This is a genomic window from Micromonospora sp. B11E3, assembly GCF_039871625.1.
Lineage (GTDB): Bacteria > Actinomycetota > Actinomycetes > Mycobacteriales > Micromonosporaceae > Micromonospora.
On sequence record NZ_JBDPMC010000010.1, the window covers coordinates 97,909 to 121,297 of the forward strand.

Sequence of the window (23,389 nt, forward strand, 5' to 3'; positions counted from 1 at the left end):
TTGGCGGCTGTGCTGTCCGTGGTCGTGGTGCTCGTCGTCCTCGGCCTGATCCACTTCTACCTGTGGAGGCGGCTGGTCCGGGACACCACGGGCCCGGGCCGGTGGCGCCGCGTCGGCGCCGTCGCGGCGGTGGTGCTGGGACTGCTCATCCCCGCGACCCTGGCGAGCGTCCGGGCCGACTGGTACTGGCTGTCCTGGCCTGGGTACGTGTGGCTCGCGCTGATGTTCTACCTGCTGGTCGTGCTCGCCGTGCTCGAGGTGCCGATGCTGGCCGTCCGGCTGGTGCTGCGCCGCCGGGTGGCCGCCGCCGAGCCGACCGCCGCCGCGCCCGAGCCGGTGCTCGTGGGTGCGACCGGCCCGGCGGACCCGCCGGCCGCCGCAGCCGTGGACCAGCCCGACCACGACCCCGACCGCCGGCTGCTGCTGGCCCGCGGCGCGGCGATCTTCGCGGGTCTCACGGCCGCCGGCATCACCGGGTACGGGGTACGCAACGCGCTGGGCCCGCCGCGGCTGGACCGGGTGCAGATCCCGCTGGCGAAGCTGCCCCGGGGCATGGACGGCCTGCGCATCGCCACCGTCTCGGACATTCACCTCGGGCCGTTCCGCGGCCGGGCGCACACCGAGCGGATCGTCGCGATGATCAACCGACTCGACGCCGACCTGGTCGCGGTCGTCGGCGACCTGGTGGACGGCTCGGTCGCCGAGCTGGGCGAGGCGGCGGCGCCGCTGCGTGACCTGCGCTCCCGCTACGGCAGCTTCTTCGTCACCGGCAACCACGAGTACTACTCCGGCGTGGAGGAGTGGGTGCAGGAGGTGGACCGGCTCGGGCTGCGGGTGCTCCAGAACGTCCGGCAGGAGATCCGTACGCCGGGCGGCGTGCTCGACCTCGCCGGGGTGAACGACGTGAGCGCCGCCGGCACGGGGCTGGCCGCCCCCGCCGACTACGCCGCCGCGCTCGGCGACCGGGACCAGAGCCGCCCCGTGGTGCTGCTGGCCCACCAGCCGATCGCCGCCGTGGAGGCGGCGAAGTTCGGCGTCGACCTGCAACTGTCGGGCCACACCCATGGCGGCCAGATGGCTCCGTTCAACCTGCTGGTGGCGATGCAGCAGCCGGTGGTCTCCGGCCTGGGCGAGGTGGACGGCACGAAGGTGTACGTGACCAACGGCGCCGGCTTCTGGGGCCCGCCGGTCCGGGTGGGCGCAAACCCCCAGATCACCCTGGTCGAACTCCGCACCCCCTGACGCACCGGCTACCACCTGCCCCCACGCGCCCCGCTCCGCCTCGTTGATCATGGGGTTAACGGCACCGAATCAGACGATTTGCCCCGCCAACTCCATGATCAACGCGGGTCTAGGGGCGGTGGCGGACGCATAGCGGCGAGGGCCGCGCATGTCCAGAGGTGGATTGCTCAGGTCACGCGTACGCGTGGCGGAGGGCGGCGCGCCGGGGCGGCGTGGCAGGATGCGGCGTGCCTCCGTTCAGCGCCGCACCCCCCGGTGGCCCCTCGCCGTTCGTCGCGGACCTGCACATCCACTCGAAGTACTCGCGCGCGTGCAGCCGCGACCTGACCCTGCCGAACCTGGGCTGGTGGGCCCGACGCAAGGGCATCGGCGTGCTCGGCACCGGCGACTTCACCCACCCCGCCTGGTACGACCACCTGCGCCAGACGCTGCAGCCGGCCGAGCCCGGCCTGTACCGGCTCGGCCCCGAGGCGGAGCGGGACATCGCCCGCCGGCTGCCGCCCCGGCTGGCGAGCGAGGCGGAGGCGGACCCCGTCCGGTTCATGCTCAGCGTCGAGATCTCCACCATCTACAAGCGGGACGACCGCACCCGCAAGGTGCACCACCTGGTCTACCTGCCCGACCTGGACGCGGTGGAGCGCTTCAACGCCGCCCTCGCCCGGATCGGGAACATCGCCTCCGACGGCCGGCCCATCCTCGGCCTCGACTCCCGGGACCTGCTGGAGATCACCCTCGAGTCCAGCCCGGACGGCTATCTCGTGCCCGCGCACATCTGGACGCCGTGGTTCTCGGCGCTGGGCTCGAAGTCCGGCTTCGACGCGATCGCCGACTGCTACGCCGACCTCGCCGAGCACGTCTTCGCCGTGGAGACCGGGCTCTCCTCCGATCCCGAGATGAACTGGCGGGTCGGCAGCCTGGACCGCTATCGGCTCGTCTCCAACTCCGACGCCCACTCCCCACCGGCGCTGGCCCGCGAGGCGACGGTCTTCGCCACCGGCCGGGACTACTTCGCCATCCGGGAGGCGCTGCGCACCGGCGACGGACTGGCCGGGACGATCGAGTTCTTCCCGGAGGAGGGGAAGTACCACGCCGACGGGCACCGGCTCTGCGGCGTCAACTGGTCGCCCGAGCAGACCCGGGCCGCGGGCGGGCGCTGCCCCGAGTGCGGCAAGCCACTGACCGTCGGCGTGCTCAGCCGGGTGGAGGAGCTGGCCGACCGGCCCGAGGGGCACCGTCCCGCGCACGCCCGGGAGGTCACCCACCTGGTGCCGCTGGCGGAGATCCTCGGTGAGATCAACAAGGTGGGCCCCCGGTCGAAGAAGGTCGAGGGGAAGCTCAACGACCTGGTCGCCGCGCTCGGCCCGGAGCTGGACATCCTGACCCGCGCCCCGCTCGACGAGATCGGCCGGGTCGGCGGGGAACTGCTCGCCGAGGGCATCGGTCGGCTGCGGCGCGGCGCCGTGCGCCGGGTTCCCGGCTACGACGGCGAGTACGGCGTGATCACCCTGTTCGACCCGGTCGAGCTGGGCGGGACGGCCGCGGGGCCGCAGGCGGAGACGCTGTTCGACGTACCCGTGCCGGCGCAGCGGGCCCCGGAGCCGGCGGCGAAGGCCAAGGCCCGGCGCCCGGCGGCGGCGAAGGCCGAGCCGAAGCGCAAGGCGCCCCCGCCGCCCCCGCCGATCGCGCCGCAGCCCTCCCCGCACGAGCCGTTCGAGCCGATGCTCGCCGGCATGGAGGAGGTCGGCACCGGGCTGCTGGACCGGCTGGACGCGATGCAGCGGGTGGCCGCCTCCGCCCCGGGCGGACCGCTGTTGATCGTCGCCGGCCCCGGCACCGGCAAGACCCGCACCCTGACGCACCGGATCGCGTACCTGTGCGCCGAGCTGAACGTCTTCCCCGAACGCTGCCTGGCGATCACCTTCACCCGGCGGGCCGCCGAGGAGCTGCGCCACCGCCTCGACGGGCTGCTCGGGCCGGTGGCCGAGGACATCACCGTCGGCACGTTCCACTCGCTGGGGCTGACCATCCTGCGGGAGAACGCGGGGACGGCCGGACTGCCGGACGACTTCCGGATCGCCGACGACGCGGACCGCGCGGCGGCCCGGGACGAGGCCGGCGACGACCAGGCCGCCTACACGGCGCTGCTGCGCAAGCGTGACCTCGTCGACCTCGACGAGCTGCTCAGCCTGCCGGTGGAGTTGCTGCGCGCCGATCCGAAGCTGGTCGACCGGTACCGGGGCCGGTGGCAGTGGATCTTCGTCGACGAGTATCAGGACGTCGACGCGGTCCAGTACGAGCTGCTGCGGCTGCTCAGCCCCGCCGACGGCAACCTGTGCGCGATCGGCGATCCCGACCAGGCGATCTACTCGTTCCGGGGTGCGGACGTCGGCTACTTCCTGCGCTTCTCGCAGGACTTCACCGACGCGCGGCTGGTGCGCCTGAACCGCAACTACCGCTCCTCCGCGCCCATCCTGGCCGCCGCCGTGCAGGCCATCGCGCCGTCGTCGCTGGTGCGGGGCCGCCGGCTCGACCCGGCCCGACTCGACCCGGAGTCTCCGCTGGTCGGCCGGTACGCCGCCGGGTCCGTCGCCGACGAGGCCGACTTCGTCGTACGCACCGTCGACGAACTGGTCGGCGGCCTGTCCCACCGCTCGCTGGACTCGGGGCGGATCGACGGCCGGTCGACGAACCTGTCGTTCTCCGACATCGCCGTGCTGTACCGGACGGACGCGCAGGCCGCCCCGATCATGGACGCCCTGGCCCGGGCGAACATCCCGGTGCAGAAGCGCTCGCACGATCGGCTGCGGGACCGGCCCGGCGTGGCCGCGATCGCCCGCGAGCTGCGGCACGCCGACGGCCTCGGCGGCGGGCTGCCCGCCCGGGTCCGGCTCGCCGGCCAGGTGGTGGCCGACCGGTTCGCCGCCCCCACCCTGGACGGCTCCGGCACCGTACGCCCCGAGGAGGTCCGGGCGGCGGTCGACCTGCTCACCCCGCTGGCCCGCCGCTGCGGCGACGACCTGGGGCTGTTCCTGTCCCAGCTCGCCACCGGGGCGGAGGTGGACGCCCTCGACCCGCGCGCCGAGGCGGTCACCCTGCTGACCCTGCACGCCGCGAAGGGGCTGGAGTTCCCCGTGGTCTTCCTGGTCGGCTGCGAGGACGGCCTGCTCCCGCTGCGCTGGCCGGGTTCCGAGCCGGACGACGACGCGATCGCCGAGGAGCGCCGGCTCTTCTTCGTCGGCCTCACCCGCGCGCAGGACCGCCTCTACGTCAGCCACGCGGCCCGCCGTACGCGCCACGGCGCCGAGCGCGACTGCCGCCCGTCCCCCTTCCTGGACGTGATCGACCCGGGTCTGTTCGAGCGCCTCGGCGAGGCGGAACCCCGCCGCCCCAAGGACCGCCAACTCCGCCTGCTGTGAAGGGGCGCGGGGCGGCGGTAGCGGCGCGGGCGCGGCTCAGGTCACGAGGACGGCCAGCCAGGCGCCCGCCAGGAGGGCCGGCCCGAGGGGCAGCAGGGTGTCCCGGCGGACGCGGCGGGCGGCCAGCAGGCCGATCACGGCCGACCCGTGCAGGACGTGCGGCAGGACCAGCCCGGCCAGCAGCGTCGGCCAGCCCAGCCAGCCGAGCGGCAGCCCCAGCGCGGCGGCCAGCTTCACGTCGCCGAACCCGAGCCGTGCGCCCGGCAGCAGTGCCAGCACCGCGTACCCGGCGAACGACAGGGCCGCCCCGGCCAGCGGCGTGAGGAGCCGGTGCGGCTGGCCGCCGATCCCCGCCGCCGCGCCCAGGCCGGCCACCGCGGCCAGCGCCGCCGCCCCGACGAGCCGGTCCGGCAGCCGGAGGCAGGCCAGGTCGACCACGGCGAGCACCAGCCCGACCGCCGCGACCGCCAGGAACGCCGGCAACGCCGGGCCGACACGCGCGACGCCGAGGCCCGCGAAGACGACCGCCCCGACCACCGCCGTCACGCCGGCCGCCGGCAGGTCCCGGTCGCCGGGGGTGAAGCGCCGGGCCAGCCACGGTGCGGCGGCACCGGCCGCCCCACCGAGCACCGCGACCCCGGCCAGTAGCCAGACGGCGGGATAGCCGGCCGGCAACCCGAGCACGGCCGGCAACCCGAGCACAGGAAAGCCGGCCGCTGGTTCGGCCGAAGCGACGAGGGTCAGCGGACCGGCGGACACCGGCCGGACGTTACCGCCGGGCCGTACCGTCCGCCGCCCCGGCGGGCCGTCCGGGGCGTTCCGTGCTGACCACGAGCGCCACCCCGGCGACGATCACGGCCCCGCCGAGCAGCACCTGGGCGGTGACCGGCTCGGCGGCCAACAGCGCGCCGAGCGCCACCGCGACCGCCGGGTTCACGTACGCGTACGTGGCGACCAGGGAGATCGGCGCGTGGTGCAGCAGCCAGACGTACGCGGTGAAGGCGATCAGCGAGCCGGCGACCATCAGGTACGCCAGGGCCAGCCAGGACCGGCCGCTGACCGCCGCCGGGTCGAAGTCCCGCAGTTCGCCCCGGCAGGCGGCGAGCACGGCCAGCGCCACGGCCCCGGCGATCATCTCGTACACCGTGGCGATGAACGGGTCGGCGGGCATCGGCAGGCGCCCGGAGAGGAGCGATCCGATCGACCACGAGACGGCCCCCGCGACCACGGTCAGCGCCCCGGCCAGCGGCACGGCCGCCGACCCGCCGGAAGGCAGCACCAGCAGGACCAGACCGAGGAAGCCGACGCTCACGCCGGCGAACGTCCAGAACCGGGGCCGGTCCCCGGTGGCCGTCCGGAGCAGGACGACCAGCAGGGGAACGATGGCGATGAGCAGCGCGGCGATGCCGGAGGCCGGCCGAGGTGAGCGCCGGCAGCGACTCCACCGCGACCCGGATGCCCAGGTAGGTCGATCCCCACAGGACGTACACGAGGGCCAGCGCCGTCCAGATCAGCGCGGGGCGTGCCGGCGACCGCCCGGCAGCGGGGCGGCCGGCGCGGCGATAGAGGTCACGCGCGGGGAGGATGAGCTCATCGGTGGACCACGCTACGGTGGCTTGGGCGTCGGTGTCCCTCGTTGGTGGCCGGCCTCACCACCTGGGCAGGAGGGTGCGCATGTCGAACTACGGACCGCCGGGTGCGGGTCCCGGGCCGTGGCCGGGACGAGGGCCCGAGGAGGGGGACGACCCGAACGCACCCTGGCCCGGACGACGGCGCGACGAGGGGTACGGCCACCCGACGGCGCCCTGGCCGCAACAGCGCCCCGAGGAAAGGTACGACCCGAGCGCACCGTGGCCGCGGCGGCGAGCCGACGAGGGGTACGACCATCCGGGCCCGCCCTGGCCGGACACCGACCGGGGGGCGGCGCATCCGGGGTACCCGCCGCGCCACCAGCCCGGTCCCGACCCGGGGCGCACCGGGGAGTACCCGCCGGCGTACTCCGGCGACGGCTACGCGGATCCCCCGTACGGCGGCACGCCTCACCCGCGCTTCGGCGGCACGCAGCCGTACGCCGAGGAGCCGGCGCCGCCGGAGCGCCCGCGCGGGCGGGGCCCGCTGCTCGCCGTGCTGGCCACCCTGGTGGTGCTGCTCGCCGGCGGGTCGACAGCGTGGTACCTGCTCGGCCGGGACGACGCGCCGCCGGCGGCGGGTCCGGCTCTGCCGAGCAGCGACGGGGTGCCCGGGAACGCCCAGGACGACTCGACGGCCCCCGCCCCGACCGGTCCGGCTCCCGAATCGTCGGCGGATCCCCGGTTCGTCAAGGTCGGGCAGTGCGTCCGCAACGACGGGCCGGCGGGCGGCAAACCCAAGCTGCTCATCGCCCCGTGCGCGCCGAGGACGTACGAGGTGCTGCGCCGCTTCGATGGGCAGACCAGCGGCGAGAAGGACGCCGAGACGAAGTGTGCCAAGGTGGAGGGCTACACGAACTGGTACTTCTTCGACAGCCAGCTGGACACCCTCGACTTCGTGCTCTGCCTCAAGCTCCGCTGACCGATCGCTCGCCGATCGCCACACCCCTGGGGAAGAAATGTCATCATTCGGACCACCCGGCTCCGGCTCGCCCGACGACCGGTACGCCCGGCCGCCGGGCGGTTCCGGCGGCGGCGCGCCGGTCGACCCGACCCTGCCGCAGTGGGGCCCGCCGCCGGTCGGCGGGGCCGAGCCCCCGACCGCCCCGCTGTGGAACCAGTCGCCCGGTGGCGGATACCCGCCGCCCGCCGGTGACCCGCCGCCGGGCTCCGGTTACCCGCCGCCCGCGCCGGGCGGCGGGCAGCCGGGCGCGTACCCGCCGCCGACCAGCGGCGCGCCGGGCGGGTACCCCCCGCCGGGGCCGTTCCCGCCGGCCGGGCAGCCGGGCGCCGCTCCCGGCGGCCCCGTCCCGCCCGTCGGGCAGCCGGCGCCGGCGGGGCCGTGGGGTCCGCCGCCGCCACCCGGGTACGGGCCCGGGCCGGTCACCCCGCCCGCCAAGGGGAACGGCCGGCGGGTCGGCCTGATCATCGCCCTGGTGGTCGTGCTGCTGCTCTGCCCCTGCCTCGGCCTGGCCGGCTGGGGGATCTACCGGGCGGCCGACGTGGCTGACGACCCGGTCGTTCCGGCGCCGAGCGTCTCCGCGGGCCCCGTGGAGCCCAGCGACGAGCCGACGGCGGCCCCGACCACGGCCGAGCCGAGCCCGAGCGAGGACGACGACGATGAGTTCGCCAAGGGCGACTGCGTCGTCAACGACGGCACGGACGACGACGCGGAGCTGCGCAAGGTGCCGTGCGGGCCGAACACGTACAAGATCCTGCTGCGCATCCCGGCGACCGCGGACGGCGATCGGTGCGAGACTCTGGCCCCTGAGTCGACCGCCAACTACGTCCACGACAACTCGGTCGACTTCCTGGACTACGTGCTCTGCCTCAAGAAGCTCAAATAGCCCCCGGTAGCCGAAACTAGGGCTGTCTAGCATCCACGCTAGACAGCCCTAGTTTTGTCTCGACGGCTGATCCCACTGCCCCCGAGGGCCGGCGCGACACGCCGGTAGCCGCATCTACGGATGTCTAGCCTCGCAGCTAGACAGCCCGATACTGTGCGATTCGTGGATCCGGTCCGCAACCCGTACGCCCCGGGCGCCGGTCAGCGCCCGCCCGAGCTCGCCGGGCGGGCGCGGGAACTCGACGTCTTCGAGGTGGTGCTGGAGCGCATCGCGCGCGGCCGCCCGGAACGCAGCCTGATGCTCACCGGCCTGCGCGGCGTCGGAAAGACCGTGCTGCTCAACACCCTCCGCTCGCAGGCCATCGGGCAGCTCTGGGGTAGCGGCAAGATCGAGGCCCGGCCGGACCAGTCCCTGCGCCGCCCGATCGCCGCCGCCCTGCACATGGCGGTCCGCGAGCTGGCCCCCCGGCACCGGGCCCCCGACCGGATCGAGGCGTTCCTCGGGGTGCTCAAGGCGTTCGCCCAGCGGTCCGCGCCGACCGGGCGGGCCGGCGCCGCCCCGAGGCTGCGCGACCGCTGGCAGCCCGGCATCGACGTGCCGGCGGCCACCGGGCGCGCCGACTCCGGGGACATCGAGATCGACCTGGTCGAGCTGCTCAGCGACGCCGCCGCAGTGGCCGGCGACGTCGGCACCGGCATCGCGATCTTCATCGACGAGATGCAGGACCTCGGCGCCGAGGACGTCTCGGCGCTCTGCGCCGCCTGCCACGAGCTGTCCCAGCTCGGTGCCCCGCTGATCGTGGTCGGCGCCGGCCTGCCGCACCTGCCCGCCGTGCTCAGCGCCGCCAAGTCGTACTCCGAGCGGCTGTTCCGCTACCAACGGATCGACCGCCTCGACCGGATCGCCGCCGACCAGGCGCTCTGCGCGCCCGCCGAGCGCGAGGAGGTCGAGTACGAGCCGAAGGCCCTCGACCTGCTCTACGAGAAGTCCGGCGGCTACCCCTACTTCGTCCAGGCGTACGGCAAGGCCACCTGGGACCACGCGCCGCGCTCCCCGATCACCGCAGCGGACGTACGGGTGGCCGCCCCGGAGGCGGAGGCCGAGCTGGCCGTCGGCTTCTTCGGCTCCCGCTTCGAGCGGGCCACGCCGGCCGAGCGCGAGTACATGCGGGCGATGGCGACGCTGTCCCTGGTGGAGGGGGATGTCGGCGGTCGGGACGACATGGACGCCGCGGTGCCGACCGCCGAGATCGCCCGGTCGCTGGGGCGGAAGCCGGCCAGCCTCTCCCCGGCCCGCGACGCGTTGATCAAGAAGGGGTTGATCTACTCCGGGGAGCGCGGGACGGTGGCCTTCACCGTCCCGCACTTCGGCCGGTACCTGCGCACCCAGCCCGCCTGACGGCCCACTGCCCACCGGCGCCCCGGGGACGACGCGTCAGACCTTCGCCCAGGGCGACGGGAAGAGCACCTCGCCGCGCGGCGCGAGGCCGTCGCCGTTGGAGCTGGCGGGCAGGACCAGCGCCTGCCAGGGGTCGCCCAGACCGGACCACGGGCTCGTCAGCCCCAGCCGGTCGGCCCGGGTGAAGCCGAAGCGCCGGTAGAAGGCGGGGGAGCCGAGCACCACCACCAGCCGCTCGCCCAGCTCGGTGGCCGCGTCCAGGCCCGCCTGCACCACCGCCGTGCCGTGCCCGACCCGCTGCCGGTGCGGCGCCACCGCCACCGGCCCGAGGGCCAGCGCGGGGGCGTCCCCGCCGTCGCCCCGCACCCGGACCCGGGTGAGCAGGGCGTACCCGACGACCTCCCCGCCGTACTCGGCGACCATGGCCAGCTCGGGAATCCAGGCGTCGGTGCCGCGCAACTCCTCGACCAGCCCCACCTCTGGCGGCGCCAGGACGTCCGGGCGGGCGAAGGCCGCGGCCAGCACCCGACCCACCGGACCGGTGTCGGCCGGGCCTTCCGGGCGGAGCCGCAGCGTCGTCACCCGGGCGAGGTTACCGCCCGAAGCGGGTCCACCAGCGACTGTCACCGAGATCGGCGTGGCGGTGGGGGCCGTCCGACCTGTCCCGACAGCGAGCGGATCGCGCCGTTGCGGGGGTAGCCGACCGGACGAAGGGGTATGACTATTTCATGAAACCCGTGCGCTCCCTCGCCCGCGTCATGTTGAGCGGCATCTTCGTGGTCAGTGGCGCCCGCAACTTCCACAACCCTGGTCGGCTGGTCCCGGCCGCGAAGCCGGTCACCGACCGGGTCGCCCCGTTCATCCAGCAGGTCGCCCCCAGCCTGCCCACCGACGCCGAGACGCTGATCAGGGTCAACGCGGCCACCCACCTCGTCGGCGGCCTGATGCTGGCCACCGGCAGGTTCGCCCGGCCGGCCGCGCTGCTGCTCGCCGGCACGCTGATTCCGACCACCGCCACCGGCCATCCCTTCTGGAGCAACGACGACCCGGCCCAGCGGGCACAGAACCAGGCCCATTTCCTGAAGAACCTCGGGCTCTTCGGGGGGCTGCTGCTGGCCGCCGCCGACAGCGGTGGCAAGCCGGGCCTGCGGTGGCGCGCCGGCCACCGGATCGACCACTCGCGACGGTCCGTGCGGCGCGCGGTCAGCACCGCCCGCCGCGAGGCCCGGATCGCCGTACGCTCGGCGGCTGCCGCCCGCCGCCTGCCCGGCTGACCTGCGGCTCTCCACCCCCTCCCGGCCCCCGCTGCCGCCCCCGTAGAAAATCACCTGAACCACCCGCTAGGCGTTAACGCGGTGGAAATGTCAAAAACATGTGTGGGATCGGACACGGTCGCATAACGCGGGAGGCATCAACGTGAGGCGCCGTTCTAGGCTGCCTGCTGGACCTGGACGGGTAGGACGATCTTGGTACGGGGGTGGCCACGCCATGCCGGCGACCGTCGGACGACGGATGGACCGCCTCGCCCCGGTCCGCCGCATGACCCGTGGCCTCGACCGCAGGACTGCCGTCCGCGCGGGGGTCATCGCCACCGTCGCCTACGCCGCGTGGCTCGCCGTCGGCGCCTTCGGGCGGCCGTACAACTTCTTCGACATGAAGATCTACCACGGCGCGGTGGTGTGGTGGGCGAGCGGCCATGACCTGTACGAATTCATCGCCCCCTCCACCACGTTGGGCTTCACGTACCCGCCGTTCGGGGGCCTGGTCATGCTGCCCATGGCGCTGGTCCCGGTGGCGGCCGCCGGGTGGCTGAACGCGCTGGCCAGCATCGCCGCGCTGGCGCTGGTCCTGGCCGCGCTGCTGCGGCCGATCGTGGACCGGCTCGGCTGGCCGTTGTGGTTCACCGTCGGCATCGCGACGCCGATGGCGGTGGCCATCGAGCCGGGCCGGGAGACCCTCGGGTACGGGCAGGTCAACCTGCTCCTCTTCGCCCTGATCATGGCCGACATGGTCGGGCTGCGCTGGCGGGCGAGGCGCGGCACCCGGTTCGACCCGGCCGACAGTCCGCTGCGCCGGTTCGTGTTCAGCGGCGTCTGGGCCGGGGCCGGCATCGGCCTGGCCACCGCGGTCAAGCTGACCCCCGCGCTGTTCATCGCCTACCTGATGATCACGCGGCAGTGGCGGGCGGCAGCCACTGCGATCGGCACCACCGTCGGGGTCACCCTCGCCGGCTTCGCCCTCGTGGGCACCGAGTCGCGGACGTACTTCGGCGGCGTGCTGTGGCAGACCGAGCGGGTCGGCGCCGCCGACATGACCCCGAACCAGTCGCTCGCCGGTCTGCTGGCCCGCCTCTACGACTCGATCGAGACGCCCGGCCTGCTCTGGCTGTCGTTCTCGGTGCTGGTGCTGGCGCTCGGGCTGTCCCGGGCCGCCACCGCCCGCGCCGACGGCGACGAGTTGACCGCGTTCACCCTGGTCGGGCTCACCGCCAACGTGATCAGCCCGATCTCGTGGTCGCACCATCTCGTGTGGGTGATCCCGGCGATCATCGTGCTCGCCGACGCCGCCGTACGGCGCCGGGAGGCCAGCCGCGGCCTGGCGCAGCGCGCAGGTCAGGTGTTCCCGTACGGCGGGGTGCCGGGGGTCAACGCCCTGCGCCCGCCGATCTGGTACCCCACGCTGACCGGGCTCCGGCACGGCGTGGCCGCGGTCGGGCTGTACCTGTTGTTCCTCGTCTCGCCCATCTGGCCGTACGAACACCAACTCCCCGAGGTGTCGCACTACCAGGACGGCCTCTTCGGGGCGCTCATGGAGAACTCGCTGGCCGTGGCGCTGATCGTGCTGGTCGCCGCGCTGCCCTGGCGGCCGGGCGCCGAGCCGGCCTTCTACGCCGACCGGCTGGGCCGCACCGCCTCGGCGTACGCCCGCCGCTGACCGGCAGCCGGCCGATGCGCCTGCCGACCGACTTCGGCCCGCCGACCGACTTCGGCCCGCCGGCGGAACGAACTCGACCTGCCGCACGCGGCCGCCCCGGGCGGGCCGCCCGGGGCGCGGGCGTGACCGGCGGAGAGCACCCCGGCGGCCACCCGGCGTCAGGGGCAGTTGACCCACTCCTCCGTGCCGTCGGCGAAGACCTGCCGCTTCCAGATCGGCAGCCGGGCCTTGACCTCGTCGACCAGCCGGGCACAGGCGGCGAACGCGGCGGACCGGTGCGCGGTGCTCACGGCCGCGACCAGGGCCACGTCGCCGATCCCGAGCGGGCCGACGCGGTGCGACACCGCGACCGCGTACACGTCGGGGTCGGCGGCGACCTCGGCGGCCACCTCCCGGAGCACGGCTGCGGCGCTCGGGTGACCCTCGTACTCCAGGCTGGTGACCGCGCGGCCGTGGTCGTGGTCGCGGACGACGCCCTGGAACGACACCACCGCGCCGGCCCGCCGGTCGGCGACCGCCTCCTCGTGCGCGGCCAGGTCCAGCGGCTCGTCCGTCACGGTGCCGAAGACCGCCACGGTGCCGAAGTCCGTCGCCGCGCCCGCGTCCCCGCCGAGGGGGCTGCCCGTGGCCACGCCCGCTCCGCCGGAATCCGGGGCGCCCGTCACCACGCCCGCTCCCCGGGCTGGAGGGGCAGCGGCACGACCGGCACCCGGTCGCCCGGCTCCCCGGTGGTGCCGGGGCGGATGACCGCGAACCCGTCCGCGCCGGCGAGCCCGCGCAGCATCGCCGAGCCGACGTGGCGCACCGGGTGAGCGGTGCCGGCCATCCGGTCCAGCCGGACCAGGGCCAGGTGCGTGTAGTCGCCCCGCCCCGGCACCGGCTCGGCGAGCGTGGCGTGCGGCAGCACCGGCTCCGGCCGGCCCGACAGGCCGGCGAGCAGGGGCGCCACCAGCGACACGAGCGCGACGATCGCCGACTGCGGGTTGCCGGGGAGGCCGGCGACGAAGCGGACCCGACCGTCCGGGTCGGTGAGCCGGGCGAGCAGCATCGGGAATCCGGGACGGACCGCCACCGTGTTGACCACGTAATCCGCGCCGAGTTCCGCGAGCGCGGGGTGCAGGTGGTCGACCGGGCCGTGCATCGTGCCGCCCGTCGTGCAGACCAGGTCGGCCTCGGCCAGCGCCGCGCGCAGCGCCCCGACGTGCGCCGGCAGCGTGTCCGCCACCGGGCCGGTCACGTCGGCCGGGCGCACCTCGCAGCCGTACCGGCGCAGCCAGGCCGGCACGGCGGGGCCGAGGGCGTCGCGGACCCGGCCGGCGGCCGGCGGGCCGGAGGTCAGCAGCTCGTCGCCGAAGACCAGCAGCGCGGCCCGTGCCCGGCGGCGCATCCGCAGGGTGTCGTGCCCGCAGGAGGCGGCCAGGCCGATCAGCGCCGGGTCGACCGGTGTGCCGGCCGGGAGCAGTTCCTCACCGGCGTACGCTTCCTCGCCCGGTCGCCGCCACTCGGGGTGCGGCCGCGGCGTGCCCGCGATGCGGCCGTCGGCCGTCCGGGTGGACTCCTCGACCCTCAGGATGGCGGTGACCCCCTCGGGCACCATCGCGCCGGTGGCGATCTCGACCGTCGTGCCGTCCTCGGCGAGCGGCGGCGGGCTGCCCCCGGCCAGTACCCGGCCGACCACCCGCCACGGCCCGTCGCCCCGCACGGCCCAGCCGTCGACGCTGGAGGTGGGGAACGCGGGCAGATCGGTGGCGGGGGCCAACGGCTCGGCGAGGGTGAGTCCGTCGGTGTCGGCGAGCGGCCGATCGACGGCGGGCAGCGCGGCGGACCGACCGGCCCCGTACGCCCGGGCCCGGGCCTCCGCCCAGTCCACCACCGACGGTACGGCGGCCCGCTCCGCGGCGGACGCGGTTTCCGTGCTCAACGGTGCCGTTCCTCCGTTCGCGACCGCGGGGCGGCTCCCCGCGTCCACCGGGCGAGCCTATCGCCGGACGGCCCGCCCTGCCGGTTCAGTGGTCTCCGCCACGCAGCTGGTCGACGGCGTGGGTCAGGATCGGCCCGAGCACGGCGAGCCCGTCGCGAGCTCCGCCGGTCGAGCCGGGCAGGTTGACCACCAGCATCCGGCCGACGACCCCGGCGACGCCCCGGGAGAGCGCCGCGGCGGGCACCCTGTCCCGGCTGTACGCCCGGATCGCCTCGGCGATGCCGGGAATCTCGTAGTCCAGCAACCCGCGCGTCACGTCCGGGGTCCGGTCGGTGGGGGTGATCCCCGTCCCGCCGCTGGTCAGCACCACGTCGATCCCGTCGGCCCGGGCGGCCCGCAGCGCCGCCGCGACCGGCTCGCCGTCGGGCACCACCACCGGCTCCTCCACCTGGCAGCCCAGCTCACGCAGCCCCGCGACCAGCAGCGGGCCGCTCGTGTCGGCGTAGACGCCGGCGGAGGCGCGGTTGGAGGCGACCACCACCCGGGCGCGGATCACGGCCGGCCCTCCGGCCGCAGCCACCGGCCGGTCTTGCCGCCCTCCTTGCGGAGCACCCGTACCGCGTCGACCGACGCCGCCGGGTCCACCGCCTTGACCATGTCGACCAGGGCGAGCCCGGCGACCGCGACGGCGGTGAGGGCCTCCATCTCCACCCCGGTCCGATCGGCGGTGCGCGCCGTGGCGGTGATCTCGACGGTGTCCTCGGTCAACGCCAGGTCGACGGCGACCCCGTGCAACGCGATCGGGTGGCAGAGCGGGATCAGGTCCGGGGTGCGCTTCGCACCCATGATGCCGGCGAGCCGGCCAACGGCGAGCGCGTCACCCTTGGGCAGCCCGTCCCGCCGGAGCAGGTCGATCACCTCGGGCGTGGTACGCAGGCGGCCGGCGGCCACCGCTAGCCGACCGGAGACCTCCTTGGCGGAGACGTCGACCATGCGGGCGGCGCCGGCCGCGTCGACGTGGGTGAGCTGCGCGGGTTCGGTCACGGCGGCGAGCCTATCGTCCGGGTACGACGCCCACCGGTTACCGGTGTCCGCCCGGCCGCGCCGGTCGCGGCGTCCGGCAGGGGCGACGACGGCGGCCAGAGGTGCCCTGCGGCGAGCGAAGGGTACGAGGCATGCGAAGGGTACGAGGCATGCGGAGGGTACGAGGCATGCGGAGGGTACGAGGGGCGGCACCCGGACCAGATGGCCGTGGTGCGACGCGACCACGGTTTCCCGGGTGCCGCCCCTTCCCTGTCGACCCGCCGCCGGCCGCTGGGGACCCCCGACGGCGGGCGCTGTCGTCGACCCGGTCCTGCCCCGGCCAGAACCACCCCCGTACGGTCGACGGGGAGGGACGCTACAAAGCGCGGCGATAAGAAAACGATAAGTCGCGTCTTCCCTCGTCAGCCGCCGGACGGCCCGCCCTCCTCGGCGTCTGCCGCCGGCTGGGCGAGCCGGTTCCGCATCTCGAAGCGCTCGGGTACGCCCATCCGCTCGAAGATCGCCAGAGCGCGCCGGCGGTACCGGCGGGCCTCGTCGGGGTCGTCCCCGGCGAGGTGGTCGGCCAAGGCGGCGAGTGCCCGGCCCTGCTCGTAGGGGTGGGCGACGCGGGTGGCCAGTTCCAGCGCCCGCCGGTGCATCGTCACCGCCTCCGCCTGGTCACCCAGGGCGGCGAGGGTCAGGCCGAGGTGGTTCAGGGCGCCACACTGGGCGTGCGGCTCCCCGTAGTCCCGGGCAAGTTCCAGCGCCAACTCGTGCTGGCGTCTCGCCTCCGACAACCTCCCCATGCCCCGATAGGCCACCCCGAGGTGATTGCGTGACTCGGGCTCACCGTAACCGTGCCCGGTCCTCTCCCGTAGTACCAGCGACGCTTCCAGCAGGCGTGCCGCGGAAGCGAATCGGCCCATCCGGTTCTTCACGGCCGCGACGTGACTCAGGGCGCTCATCGTGTGGTAGACGTTTTCCTGCCTCCTGGCCCACCAGAGCCGGATGCGGTGCAGCCGAAGGGCTTCCTCGTACTGACCAGAGGCCGCCAGGGCCAATCCGTAATTGGGCAGGATGGACACCACCAGCGGGCTGCCCATCGCCGCCGCCTCCCTGAGCGACTGCGCTCCCAGAGAAACCGCTCGCCGCATGTCTCCTCGGAGCCAGTGGACGCCGATCAGGTTCGCGCGGTAGAGAAGCACGCTGAGTTGGTCGCCGATGGCAACGTGATGGTCTATCGCCGAACGGAGCAGGTTCACGGCCGCCTCGTGATCGCCGGTCCGGCCGCACGCGGAGGCGAGATAGTTCTTCATCATCGCGGACGCGCGCCGGTGCTGGGTCTTGTCCGCGGCGAAGAGAGCATGACGGTGGGTGAACAGGATGTCGTCGAAATAGCTGTGCATGTAGTAGAAGCGCCAGACCGTCCGGGCGAGCTGCCAACCATAGTCGTGGTGCCCGCGCTGCGCGGCAAACGCGATCAGGGCGTTCAGGTTCGTCCGCTCGACCTCGAACCACTGCACGTCGGGCCGGCCGATCTCGCCGACGAGGTCGGGCCGCGCGACCGGAGGCACCTCCGCCAGATCCCTGCGCAGGTTGACGTCCAGAGGTTCGGCGGCCAGCAGGGACGCGTGGAACACGTGGTTGAGGAGCCGCGCCTCGGCTGCCCGCCGCTCGGCCTCGTCGTCCTGTTCGAGGGCGAGCTGGGCGCCGAACTGGCGCACCAGGTCGTGCATCCGGTAGCGGTCGGTCTCGAACTCCTCCACCAGGTGCCGCTCGGCCAGCTCGTCCATCAGGCCACCGGCGACGGGCAGCGGCAGGTCGGCCAGCGCCGCTGCCATCGCCACGGTCAGGTCGTCGCCGGGATGCAGGGCCAGTGCGCGGAACAGTCTCTTGGTGGTGTCCTCCAGCGGTTCGTACGATGCGGCGAACGCACTCCTGACGCTCTGCTCACCCACGCCGATCCGGCTCAGCAGCGGAGTCCCGGCGGCAAGCCGGTTGGCCAGGTCGGACATCCGCCAACCCGAACGAGCGGCGAGCCGGGAGCCTGCGAGCCGGATGGCCAGGGGCAGGTGGCCGCACCGTCGCACCACCTCCGCGGCGGCTTCCGGCTCCGCTTCGACCCGTCCCGGGCCGGCCGTCAGCGACAGGAGCCTGATTGCCTCCCGCGGTGTCATCACCGGTAGGAACTCCGGCGGACCGGTCTCCAGATCGGGCAGCTGCCGGCGGGACGTGACCAGCACAACCGTCCCCGGCGCGGCGGGCAGCAGGGGAAGCACCTGTTGCCTGCTCGCCGCGTTGTCGAGGACGAGGACGACCTTCCGCAGCGCCAACTCCTGCCGCCAGAGCTCCTGCCGGTCCACGAAGTCCGCGGGGATCTTGCCGCCCTGCACGCCGAGCTGACGAAGCAGGGTGACCAACGCGACCGCCGGCTCCACCGGCGCCTTCTCCCCATGCCCGCAGAGGTCGATGAAGAGCTGGGCGTCCGGGTAACGGACCGCCAGTCGCCGGGCGAGGTGCAGGGCGAGGGTCGTCTTGCCGCTGCCGGCCATGCCACTGATCACGTGAACGGCGGATATGCGTGACTCGACGCGGCGCGTCTCCGCCGTGATCCGGGCGATCACCTCGTCCCGGCCGACGAAGTCCGTGACGCTCCGTGGCAACCAGTCCGTCGACCGGGCACGCCCGGCCGCGCCCACGTGGGTTGGTGGCTCTGCCGCGCGGACGGCGGCTGGCTCCTTCCTGACGAAAGTGACCGAGGGGGCCACGACCCCCCGAGCGGGGGCGCCGGCAACCGGCCTGGGCAGCGGCGCCCGGGCGATGATCGCGGCGCGGAGCCGCTGCATCTCCTCGCCGGGCTGGAGCCCGAGCTGCGCGGACAGGACATCACGGGCGCCGTCCCAGGCCACCAGGGCGCCCGCCGCGTCTCCACTCTCGTAGAGGGCCCTGACCAGCAGGGCGTGTGCCCGCTCGTGCAGGGGGTGCGTCTGCACATGCTGGCGCAGCAGCGACAGGGCGCCATGGGGTCGCCCCACCTCGATCCTCAGTTCGGCGAGAAGTCCGACCGCGTCCGCGTAGCCCTGAGCGACCACGTCCTTGTGCGCGGCGAGCACGGTGCCGAGCGGCAGACCCGTCAGCACGGGGCCGCGGCACAGTCGCAGCGCTGCCACCAGGGTCTCCTCGGCCTGGCCGAAGTCGCCCGCCTCCACCCGCTCGCGCGCCCGGCGGCATTCCCGAAGGAAGCGAAAGCTGTCGATCCGGTCCTCCTCCAACCGCAGCCGGTACCCGTGCCCTTCGCGGGCGATGAGGCCACGACCTTGGTCGGTCGCGTCGAAGGTGCGACGCAGGTTGGCGGCGTAGGTGCGCACGTTGGCCACTGCAGAGGGGGGCGGGGAGTCGGGCCAGATCTCGTCGATCATCGTCTCCCGGGACACCAGGCGGCCCGGTGCCGTGGCGAGCATCGCCAGCACCACCTGCTGCTTGGGCGTCCCCAACCCGAGCCTGGTCGGTCCGCAGCGAACCTCCAGGGCGCCCAGGAGCCGAACCCGCACCACCCATGCCTCCTTGTGGGAAAAGGCTCACGAAGACGAAACAATGCCGAATTCTATATGAATTGCCCGCGAATCAGGGGCACGCCGATATGCCGAGACAAACCCGAGCAAAGTATTACGAAAAGCGCGACCAAGACGAGGGCCGGCAAGAGACACTAACAAGAAGCTACGACAATTCTCCGCTCCGTTAGGGCCGGCAAGACCCAGAGCCCGCCGCCACCACGGCAGTTACTCGGCACCCTTGCTGGAGAGACACCCCGGCCACTCCGATAATCGAAGCAGGAACCCACGCGGGTTGGGCATTGAGTTTTCACACAGGAACTCTGAGTAACAGGGCGGCCTGGTCTTGCCGCATACTGCGCATATGGACACAGAATGCCCCGAACACGGCCGAAAGGGCATAACATCTGCTCGTCGGCCAGGCCCGGGCAGGCGTCGACCTCGAAGATCCTCAGACGGAAGGTGGCAGCCATGAAGGCTCACGACTGGCTCTGACCGGGCCCTTCACCCGCGACCTGACCGGCCGTAAAGTCCGAGACACGCACTGCCAGAAATCGCCTGCGGCAGAGGATGGGACGTGACCCGGACCGTCAACAACGACAGTGAGACCGATCGGCGGCTGGTGCTGCTTGTCGGTCTCGTCGTGTTCACCGCCGCGGTGGCGATCCTTCTCAGCCTTCATTTCCTCCGGCGCGTAGGCGCGCCGACCACACACGATCTCGCCACCGCGGCGACGGTCACCTTCCTCGTCGCCGTGGGAGCGACGGTCAACGTCCGGGTGCGTATCCGGGCCACGACCCACGGCATCTCCTGGACGGAGGTCGCCGCGATCATCGGGCTCGCCGTGGCGCCCGTGCCCTGGGTGATCCTCGCGACCGGCCTCGGTGTCGGCATAGCCCGCGCGATCGTCCGGGTGACACCCATCAAGCTCGCGTTCGGCGTGGCGAAGGACACCGTCACCGCCGCGGCCGGCGGGCTCGTGCTGCTGCTGGCCGGCTGGTCCTGGCCGATGACCGGCCCCCTCCACCGCGCCGTGCCGACCCTCGTCGCGGCGTACCTGGTCCTCGTGGTGCTGGACGAGGCGCTGACCTTCCCGGTCATCGCCCTCGCCACCCGGACCCAGATACGGGCGCTCTTCACCGAGCACTACGACCTTCGCATCGCGAGTGCCATCGCCAGGTTCCTGGTGATCGTCTGCACCCTGCTGATCCTCAACCACAACCCGAGCTTCCTCATCGTCGTGCCGCCACTGGTGTTGAGCCTGCATCTCGCGTACTCCAGCCGGGTCCGCAGCCGCGCGGAACGGGACGCGTGGCAGCGGCTGGCGCGCACCACGGACGCGCTCAACGTCGTCGACCTCGACAAGGTCCTCACCACCGCCGTCACCCAGGCCGCCGAACTCTTCTCCGCCGACGAGGTCGAGATCGCGCTCCGCGAGGGTGACCGGACGGTCCGCGGCGCCGCCGGCGCGCTTACCTACGACGGTCCGGCCGAGCGGACCAGCGAGGTGGACGGGTCGGTGATCGAGGTACGCCTGGAGGGGCACGACCGCAGCGTCGACCTCGGCGTGCTCCGGTTGCGCTTCCGGGGTCCGGTCCAGCTCTCCGAGCGGGAGCAGTACACCCTGCGTACCTTCGCCTCGGCGCTCTGCACGGCGGTCCGCAACGCCCAGGCGTACGCCGAACTGGCCCGCGTCGCCGAGGAGCACGCGTACGCGGCGACCCACGACGCGCTGACCGGGCTGGCCAACCGTCGACAGCTGCTGGAGCAGGGCGGCGAGCAGCTCGACGCCCGGCGCGCAGACGGGATCACCGCGCTGGTGCTCGTCGACCTCAACCACTTCAAGGAGGTCAACGACACCCTCGGCCACGCCGCCGGGGACCGGGTCCTCACCCAGGTCGCCGACCGGCTGTGCGGGGCGGCCCAGACGGGCGACCTGGTGGCCCGCCTCGGCGGCGACGAGTTCGCCGTACTGCTGCGCGGCCTGCCGGCCCCGGCGGTTGCCGCGCACCGGGCGGAGGCGCTGCTCGCCGCCCTGCACGAGCCGCTCGACCTGGACGGCATGCGGATCAGCGTGGAGGCCAGCGGCGGCATCGCCGTCGCCCCGACCAGCGGCGGGATGCCCGAGCTGCTGCGCCGCGCCGACGTGGCGATGTACCAGGCGAAGCGGGCCGGCCAACGGATCTCCACGTACGCCCCGACGCGGGACACCGGCGACCTCGGCCGGCTGACCCTCGGCGGGGAGCTGCCCCGCGCGGTCGCCGACCAGGAGTTCACCGTCAACTTCCAGCCCATCGTCGACCTGGGCACCGGCGAGGTCACCGGCGCGGAGGCGCTGGCCCGGTGGCGCCACCCCGTCCACGGGCTGATCGACCCGCTGCGCTTCCTGGAGGCGGTGGAACGCTCCGGCCTGCTCCCGGCGTTCGCCGAGGCCATCCTCGACCAGGCGCTGATCGCGGCGGGCAGCTGGCGCAAGGCCGGCTTCGACCTGCCCGTGGCGGTCAACGTGTCGCCACGCAGCCTGCTCGACGCCCGCTTCCCCGGTTCCGTGCTGGCCCGGCTGCGCGCCCACGACCTGCCGCCCGACCGGCTCGTCCTCGAACTGACCGAGACGCTGACGCTCAGCCAGCTCGACGTCGTCGACCGGGTGCTCAGCCGGCTGCGGGACGAGGGCGTACGCCTGGCCCTCGACGACTTCGGCACCGGCTACTCCTCGCTCTCCCTGCTCTCCCGCATCCCTGTGCACGAACTGAAGATCGACCGCAGCTTCGTGATGGCGATGGAGGGGTCGGCCGAGGCCGCCGTCATCCGGTCCACCCTCGACCTCGGCCGCAGCCTCGGCCTCGTCGTGGTCGCCGAGGGCGTGGAGAGCGAGCCGCAGCGCCGCACGCTCTGGGACCTGGGCTGCGCCGCCGGACAGGGGCACCTGTTCGGGCGCCCCGTGTCGGCCGGATCACTGCTCTCCACCCTGCGGCGCGGCTTCGACAGACGCCCCGGTGCCCTGGCGCCCCCGCTGCACGACGTGGGCGCGGTGGTCCGACTCCCCGCCGGCCGGCGGCAGGCCGGCCGGGGCCGCGGGGAGCGTCTGCCACACTTGCCCGCGTGACCGCCGCCGTCGACGACCGGACCGCCCGTACGCCCGGCAGCTGGCGGCGGGTGGACGCTGCCGCCGGCGGCCTCGGCCTCGACCTGGGCCTGTACGCCGCCTCGGCCGTGTTCGCCGCGGTCACCGCCGGCACCTCGACCCTGCTGCCGCACCGCGCCTGGGGAGCGGTGGCGGCGGTCGGGTACCTCCTCGCCGCGCTCGCCGTCGCCGGCCAGTTGGCCGCCCGCCGCCGCGACCCCGGCTCGGCGCTCGCCGGGCTGCCGGCCCGCTGGGCGGTCACCGGCTTCGCCTGGGCCACCACCGCCCTGCTGCCCCTGATCTGGCAGGGCGCGCAGCGGGCGGCCGGCCGCACCGACCGGGCGCAGGAGGAGGTCGTCGTCGTCGAGCACGCCGCCGCCCGGCTGGTGGACACCGGCACCCCGTACCTCGGGCACGACGCGATCGCCGCGCTCCCCGCCGACGAGCGGCTGCTCGGCTACACCCCGTACCAGCCGGGGATGGCGGTGTTCGGCCTGCCCCGCGCCCTCGCCGACGGTTGGTGGACCGACGCGCGGGTGTGGTTCGCGGTGGGCACGGCCGTGGCCCTCGCTCTGGCCGTGCGCGCCCTGCGTCCCCCGCACGGGGCCGGCCACGGCCCGTTGGCGGCGGCGGTGCTGCGCGGCGTGCAGGCCGCGACCGTACTGCCGGTCTGCGCCCTCACCCTGGCCACCGGCGGCGACGACCTGCCCGTGCTCGCTCTGTGCCTGCTGGCCCTCGCCTTCGCCGCCGCCGGCCGCCCCGGCCGGGCGGGCCTCGCGATCGGGCTCGCCGGCGCGCTGAAGCTCTTCGCCTGGCCGGTCGCGCTCGTGCTGATCGCCTGGGCGGCGACCCGCCGGTCCACCGTGCGACTCGCCGCCGGCGCGCTCGGCGTACCGGCGCTCGCCCTCGTCCCGGCCCTGCTCGTCGACCGCGACGCGCTGGTCGAGAACGTGCTGCGCTTCCCCCTCGGCCACGGCCTGGTCACCAGCCCGGCGCAGTCCCCGTTTCCCGGGCACCTGATCGCGACCGCGCTGCCCGCCGGCCGGGTGGTCGCCGCCGCGCTGCTCGTCGCGGCCGGCGTCGGGATCGCCGTCCGGCTGCTGCGCCGCCCGCCCCGCACGGCCGTCGCCACCGCCGCGATCTGCGGGTACGGGCTGCTCGCCGCGATCCTGCTGATGCCCTCGACCCGCTTCGGGTACCTGCTGTACCCGATCGCCCTGCTGGCCTGGGCCCCCGCCCTGGCCGGAGGCGTCCGGCGGTCCGCCGCCACCCCCTGACCGGGCCGGTTCCCGCCGAGTGCCCGCG

At 74.3% G+C, this 23,389-nt stretch carries 16 protein-coding genes and 1 pseudogene; 9 read left to right on the plus strand and 8 right to left on the minus strand.

The features are described 5' to 3' along the window. A complete protein-coding gene (locus tag ABGB16_RS08235) occupies positions 1-1,242 on the plus strand; it encodes a metallophosphoesterase (RefSeq protein WP_347667363.1) in 1,242 nt (413 codons plus the stop codon). Positions 1,243-1,469: 227 nt separating this feature from the next. Then, entirely contained in the window at positions 1,470-4,658 is a 3,189-nt protein-coding gene (locus tag ABGB16_RS08240; RefSeq protein ID WP_347667364.1) for a UvrD-helicase domain-containing protein, read from the plus strand. A 36-nt stretch (positions 4,659-4,694) separates the two neighbouring features. Here the strand turns inward: ABGB16_RS08240 and ABGB16_RS08245 are convergent, their stop codons facing one another. Both ABGB16_RS08245 and ABGB16_RS08250 read right to left on the minus strand, forming a co-directional pair. Next, a complete protein-coding gene (locus ABGB16_RS08245; RefSeq protein ID WP_347667365.1) occupies positions 4,695-5,417 on the minus strand; it encodes a prepilin peptidase in 723 nt (240 codons plus the stop codon). 10 nt (positions 5,418-5,427) lie between these two features. Further along, positions 5,428-5,970: an EamA family transporter gene (locus ABGB16_RS08250; RefSeq protein WP_347667366.1), complete on the minus strand. Its 543-nt coding sequence runs from the start codon at positions 5,968-5,970 to the stop codon at positions 5,428-5,430. 794 nt (positions 5,971-6,764) lie between these two features. Here ABGB16_RS08250 and ABGB16_RS08255 point away from each other — a divergent pair. From ABGB16_RS08255 to ABGB16_RS08265, 3 genes and pseudogenes are all read left to right on the plus strand, one after another. Then, positions 6,765-7,208: pseudogene (locus tag ABGB16_RS08255) on the plus strand (hypothetical protein); the annotation flags it as partial. A 499-nt stretch (positions 7,209-7,707) separates the two neighbouring features. Then, entirely contained in the window at positions 7,708-8,133 is a 426-nt protein-coding gene (locus ABGB16_RS08260) for a hypothetical protein (protein ID WP_347667407.1), read from the plus strand. A gap of 162 nt (positions 8,134-8,295) precedes the next feature. Continuing rightward, positions 8,296-9,531: an ATP-binding protein gene (locus ABGB16_RS08265; RefSeq protein ID WP_347667367.1), complete on the plus strand. Its 1,236-nt coding sequence runs from the start codon at positions 8,296-8,298 to the stop codon at positions 9,529-9,531. A gap of 36 nt (positions 9,532-9,567) precedes the next feature. On the opposite strand, the gene ABGB16_RS08270 is transcribed toward ABGB16_RS08265, so the two are convergent. Beyond that, complete coding sequence (locus tag ABGB16_RS08270) at positions 9,568-10,113, minus strand: N-acetyltransferase (protein ID WP_347667368.1); 546 nt, start codon at positions 10,111-10,113, stop codon at positions 9,568-9,570. A gap of 146 nt (positions 10,114-10,259) precedes the next feature. On the opposite strand from ABGB16_RS08270, the gene ABGB16_RS08275 reads away from it, so the two are divergent. Both ABGB16_RS08275 and ABGB16_RS08280 read left to right on the plus strand, forming a co-directional pair. Continuing rightward, positions 10,260-10,805, plus strand: a complete 546-nt coding sequence (locus ABGB16_RS08275; RefSeq protein WP_347667369.1) for a DoxX family protein — start codon at positions 10,260-10,262, stop codon at positions 10,803-10,805. A gap of 214 nt (positions 10,806-11,019) precedes the next feature. After that, complete coding sequence (locus tag ABGB16_RS08280; RefSeq protein ID WP_347667370.1) at positions 11,020-12,465, plus strand: glycosyltransferase 87 family protein; 1,446 nt, start codon at positions 11,020-11,022, stop codon at positions 12,463-12,465. Between the two features lie 158 nt (positions 12,466-12,623). Here ABGB16_RS08280 and ABGB16_RS08285 read toward each other — a convergent pair whose 3' ends face one another. The 5 genes from ABGB16_RS08285 to ABGB16_RS08305 form a co-directional block, all read right to left on the minus strand. Next, positions 12,624-13,040: a molybdenum cofactor biosynthesis protein MoaE gene (locus ABGB16_RS08285; RefSeq protein ID WP_347667408.1), complete on the minus strand. Its 417-nt coding sequence runs from the start codon at positions 13,038-13,040 to the stop codon at positions 12,624-12,626. Positions 13,041-13,126: 86 nt separating this feature from the next. Further along, positions 13,127-14,386 carry a molybdopterin molybdotransferase MoeA gene (locus ABGB16_RS08290; protein ID WP_347667371.1) on the minus strand — a complete coding sequence of 420 codons (1,260 nt, stop codon included), beginning with the start codon at positions 14,384-14,386 and terminating at the stop codon, positions 13,127-13,129. 85 nt (positions 14,387-14,471) lie between these two features. Beyond that, complete coding sequence (locus ABGB16_RS08295; protein WP_347667372.1) at positions 14,472-14,942, minus strand: MogA/MoaB family molybdenum cofactor biosynthesis protein; 471 nt, start codon at positions 14,940-14,942, stop codon at positions 14,472-14,474. Then, positions 14,939-15,430: a cyclic pyranopterin monophosphate synthase MoaC gene (gene moaC, locus ABGB16_RS08300; RefSeq protein ID WP_347667373.1), complete on the minus strand. Its 492-nt coding sequence runs from the start codon at positions 15,428-15,430 to the stop codon at positions 14,939-14,941. Before moaC ends, ABGB16_RS08295 begins: the two co-directional genes overlap by 4 nt. Positions 15,431-15,831: 401 nt before the next feature. Beyond that, positions 15,832-18,960: a BTAD domain-containing putative transcriptional regulator gene (locus ABGB16_RS08305; RefSeq protein ID WP_347667374.1), complete on the minus strand. Its 3,129-nt coding sequence runs from the start codon at positions 18,958-18,960 to the stop codon at positions 15,832-15,834. A 577-nt stretch (positions 18,961-19,537) separates the two neighbouring features. On the opposite strand from ABGB16_RS08305, the gene ABGB16_RS08310 reads away from it, so the two are divergent. Beyond that, positions 19,538-22,066 (plus strand): bifunctional diguanylate cyclase/phosphodiesterase, encoded by a 2,529-nt coding sequence (locus ABGB16_RS08310; RefSeq protein ID WP_347667375.1) that lies wholly within the window; start codon positions 19,538-19,540, stop codon positions 22,064-22,066. Further along, the gene (locus ABGB16_RS08315) at positions 22,063-23,361 is read left to right on the plus strand and encodes a glycosyltransferase 87 family protein (RefSeq protein ID WP_347667376.1); all 1,299 of its coding nucleotides are present in this window, start codon (positions 22,063-22,065) and stop codon (positions 23,359-23,361) included. Before ABGB16_RS08310 ends, ABGB16_RS08315 begins: the two co-directional genes overlap by 4 nt. Positions 23,362-23,389: the final 28 nt, after the last annotated feature.

What these genes read in the sequence shown, in the direction of transcription:
- ABGB16_RS08275 (WP_347667369.1), top strand. Translation starts at nt 10,260, where the DNA reads ATGAAACCCGTGCGCTCCCTCGCCCGCGTCATGTTGAGCGGCATCTTC.
- ABGB16_RS08280 (WP_347667370.1), top strand. Translation starts at nt 11,020, where the DNA reads ATGCCGGCGACCGTCGGACGACGGATGGACCGCCTCGCCCCGGTCCGC.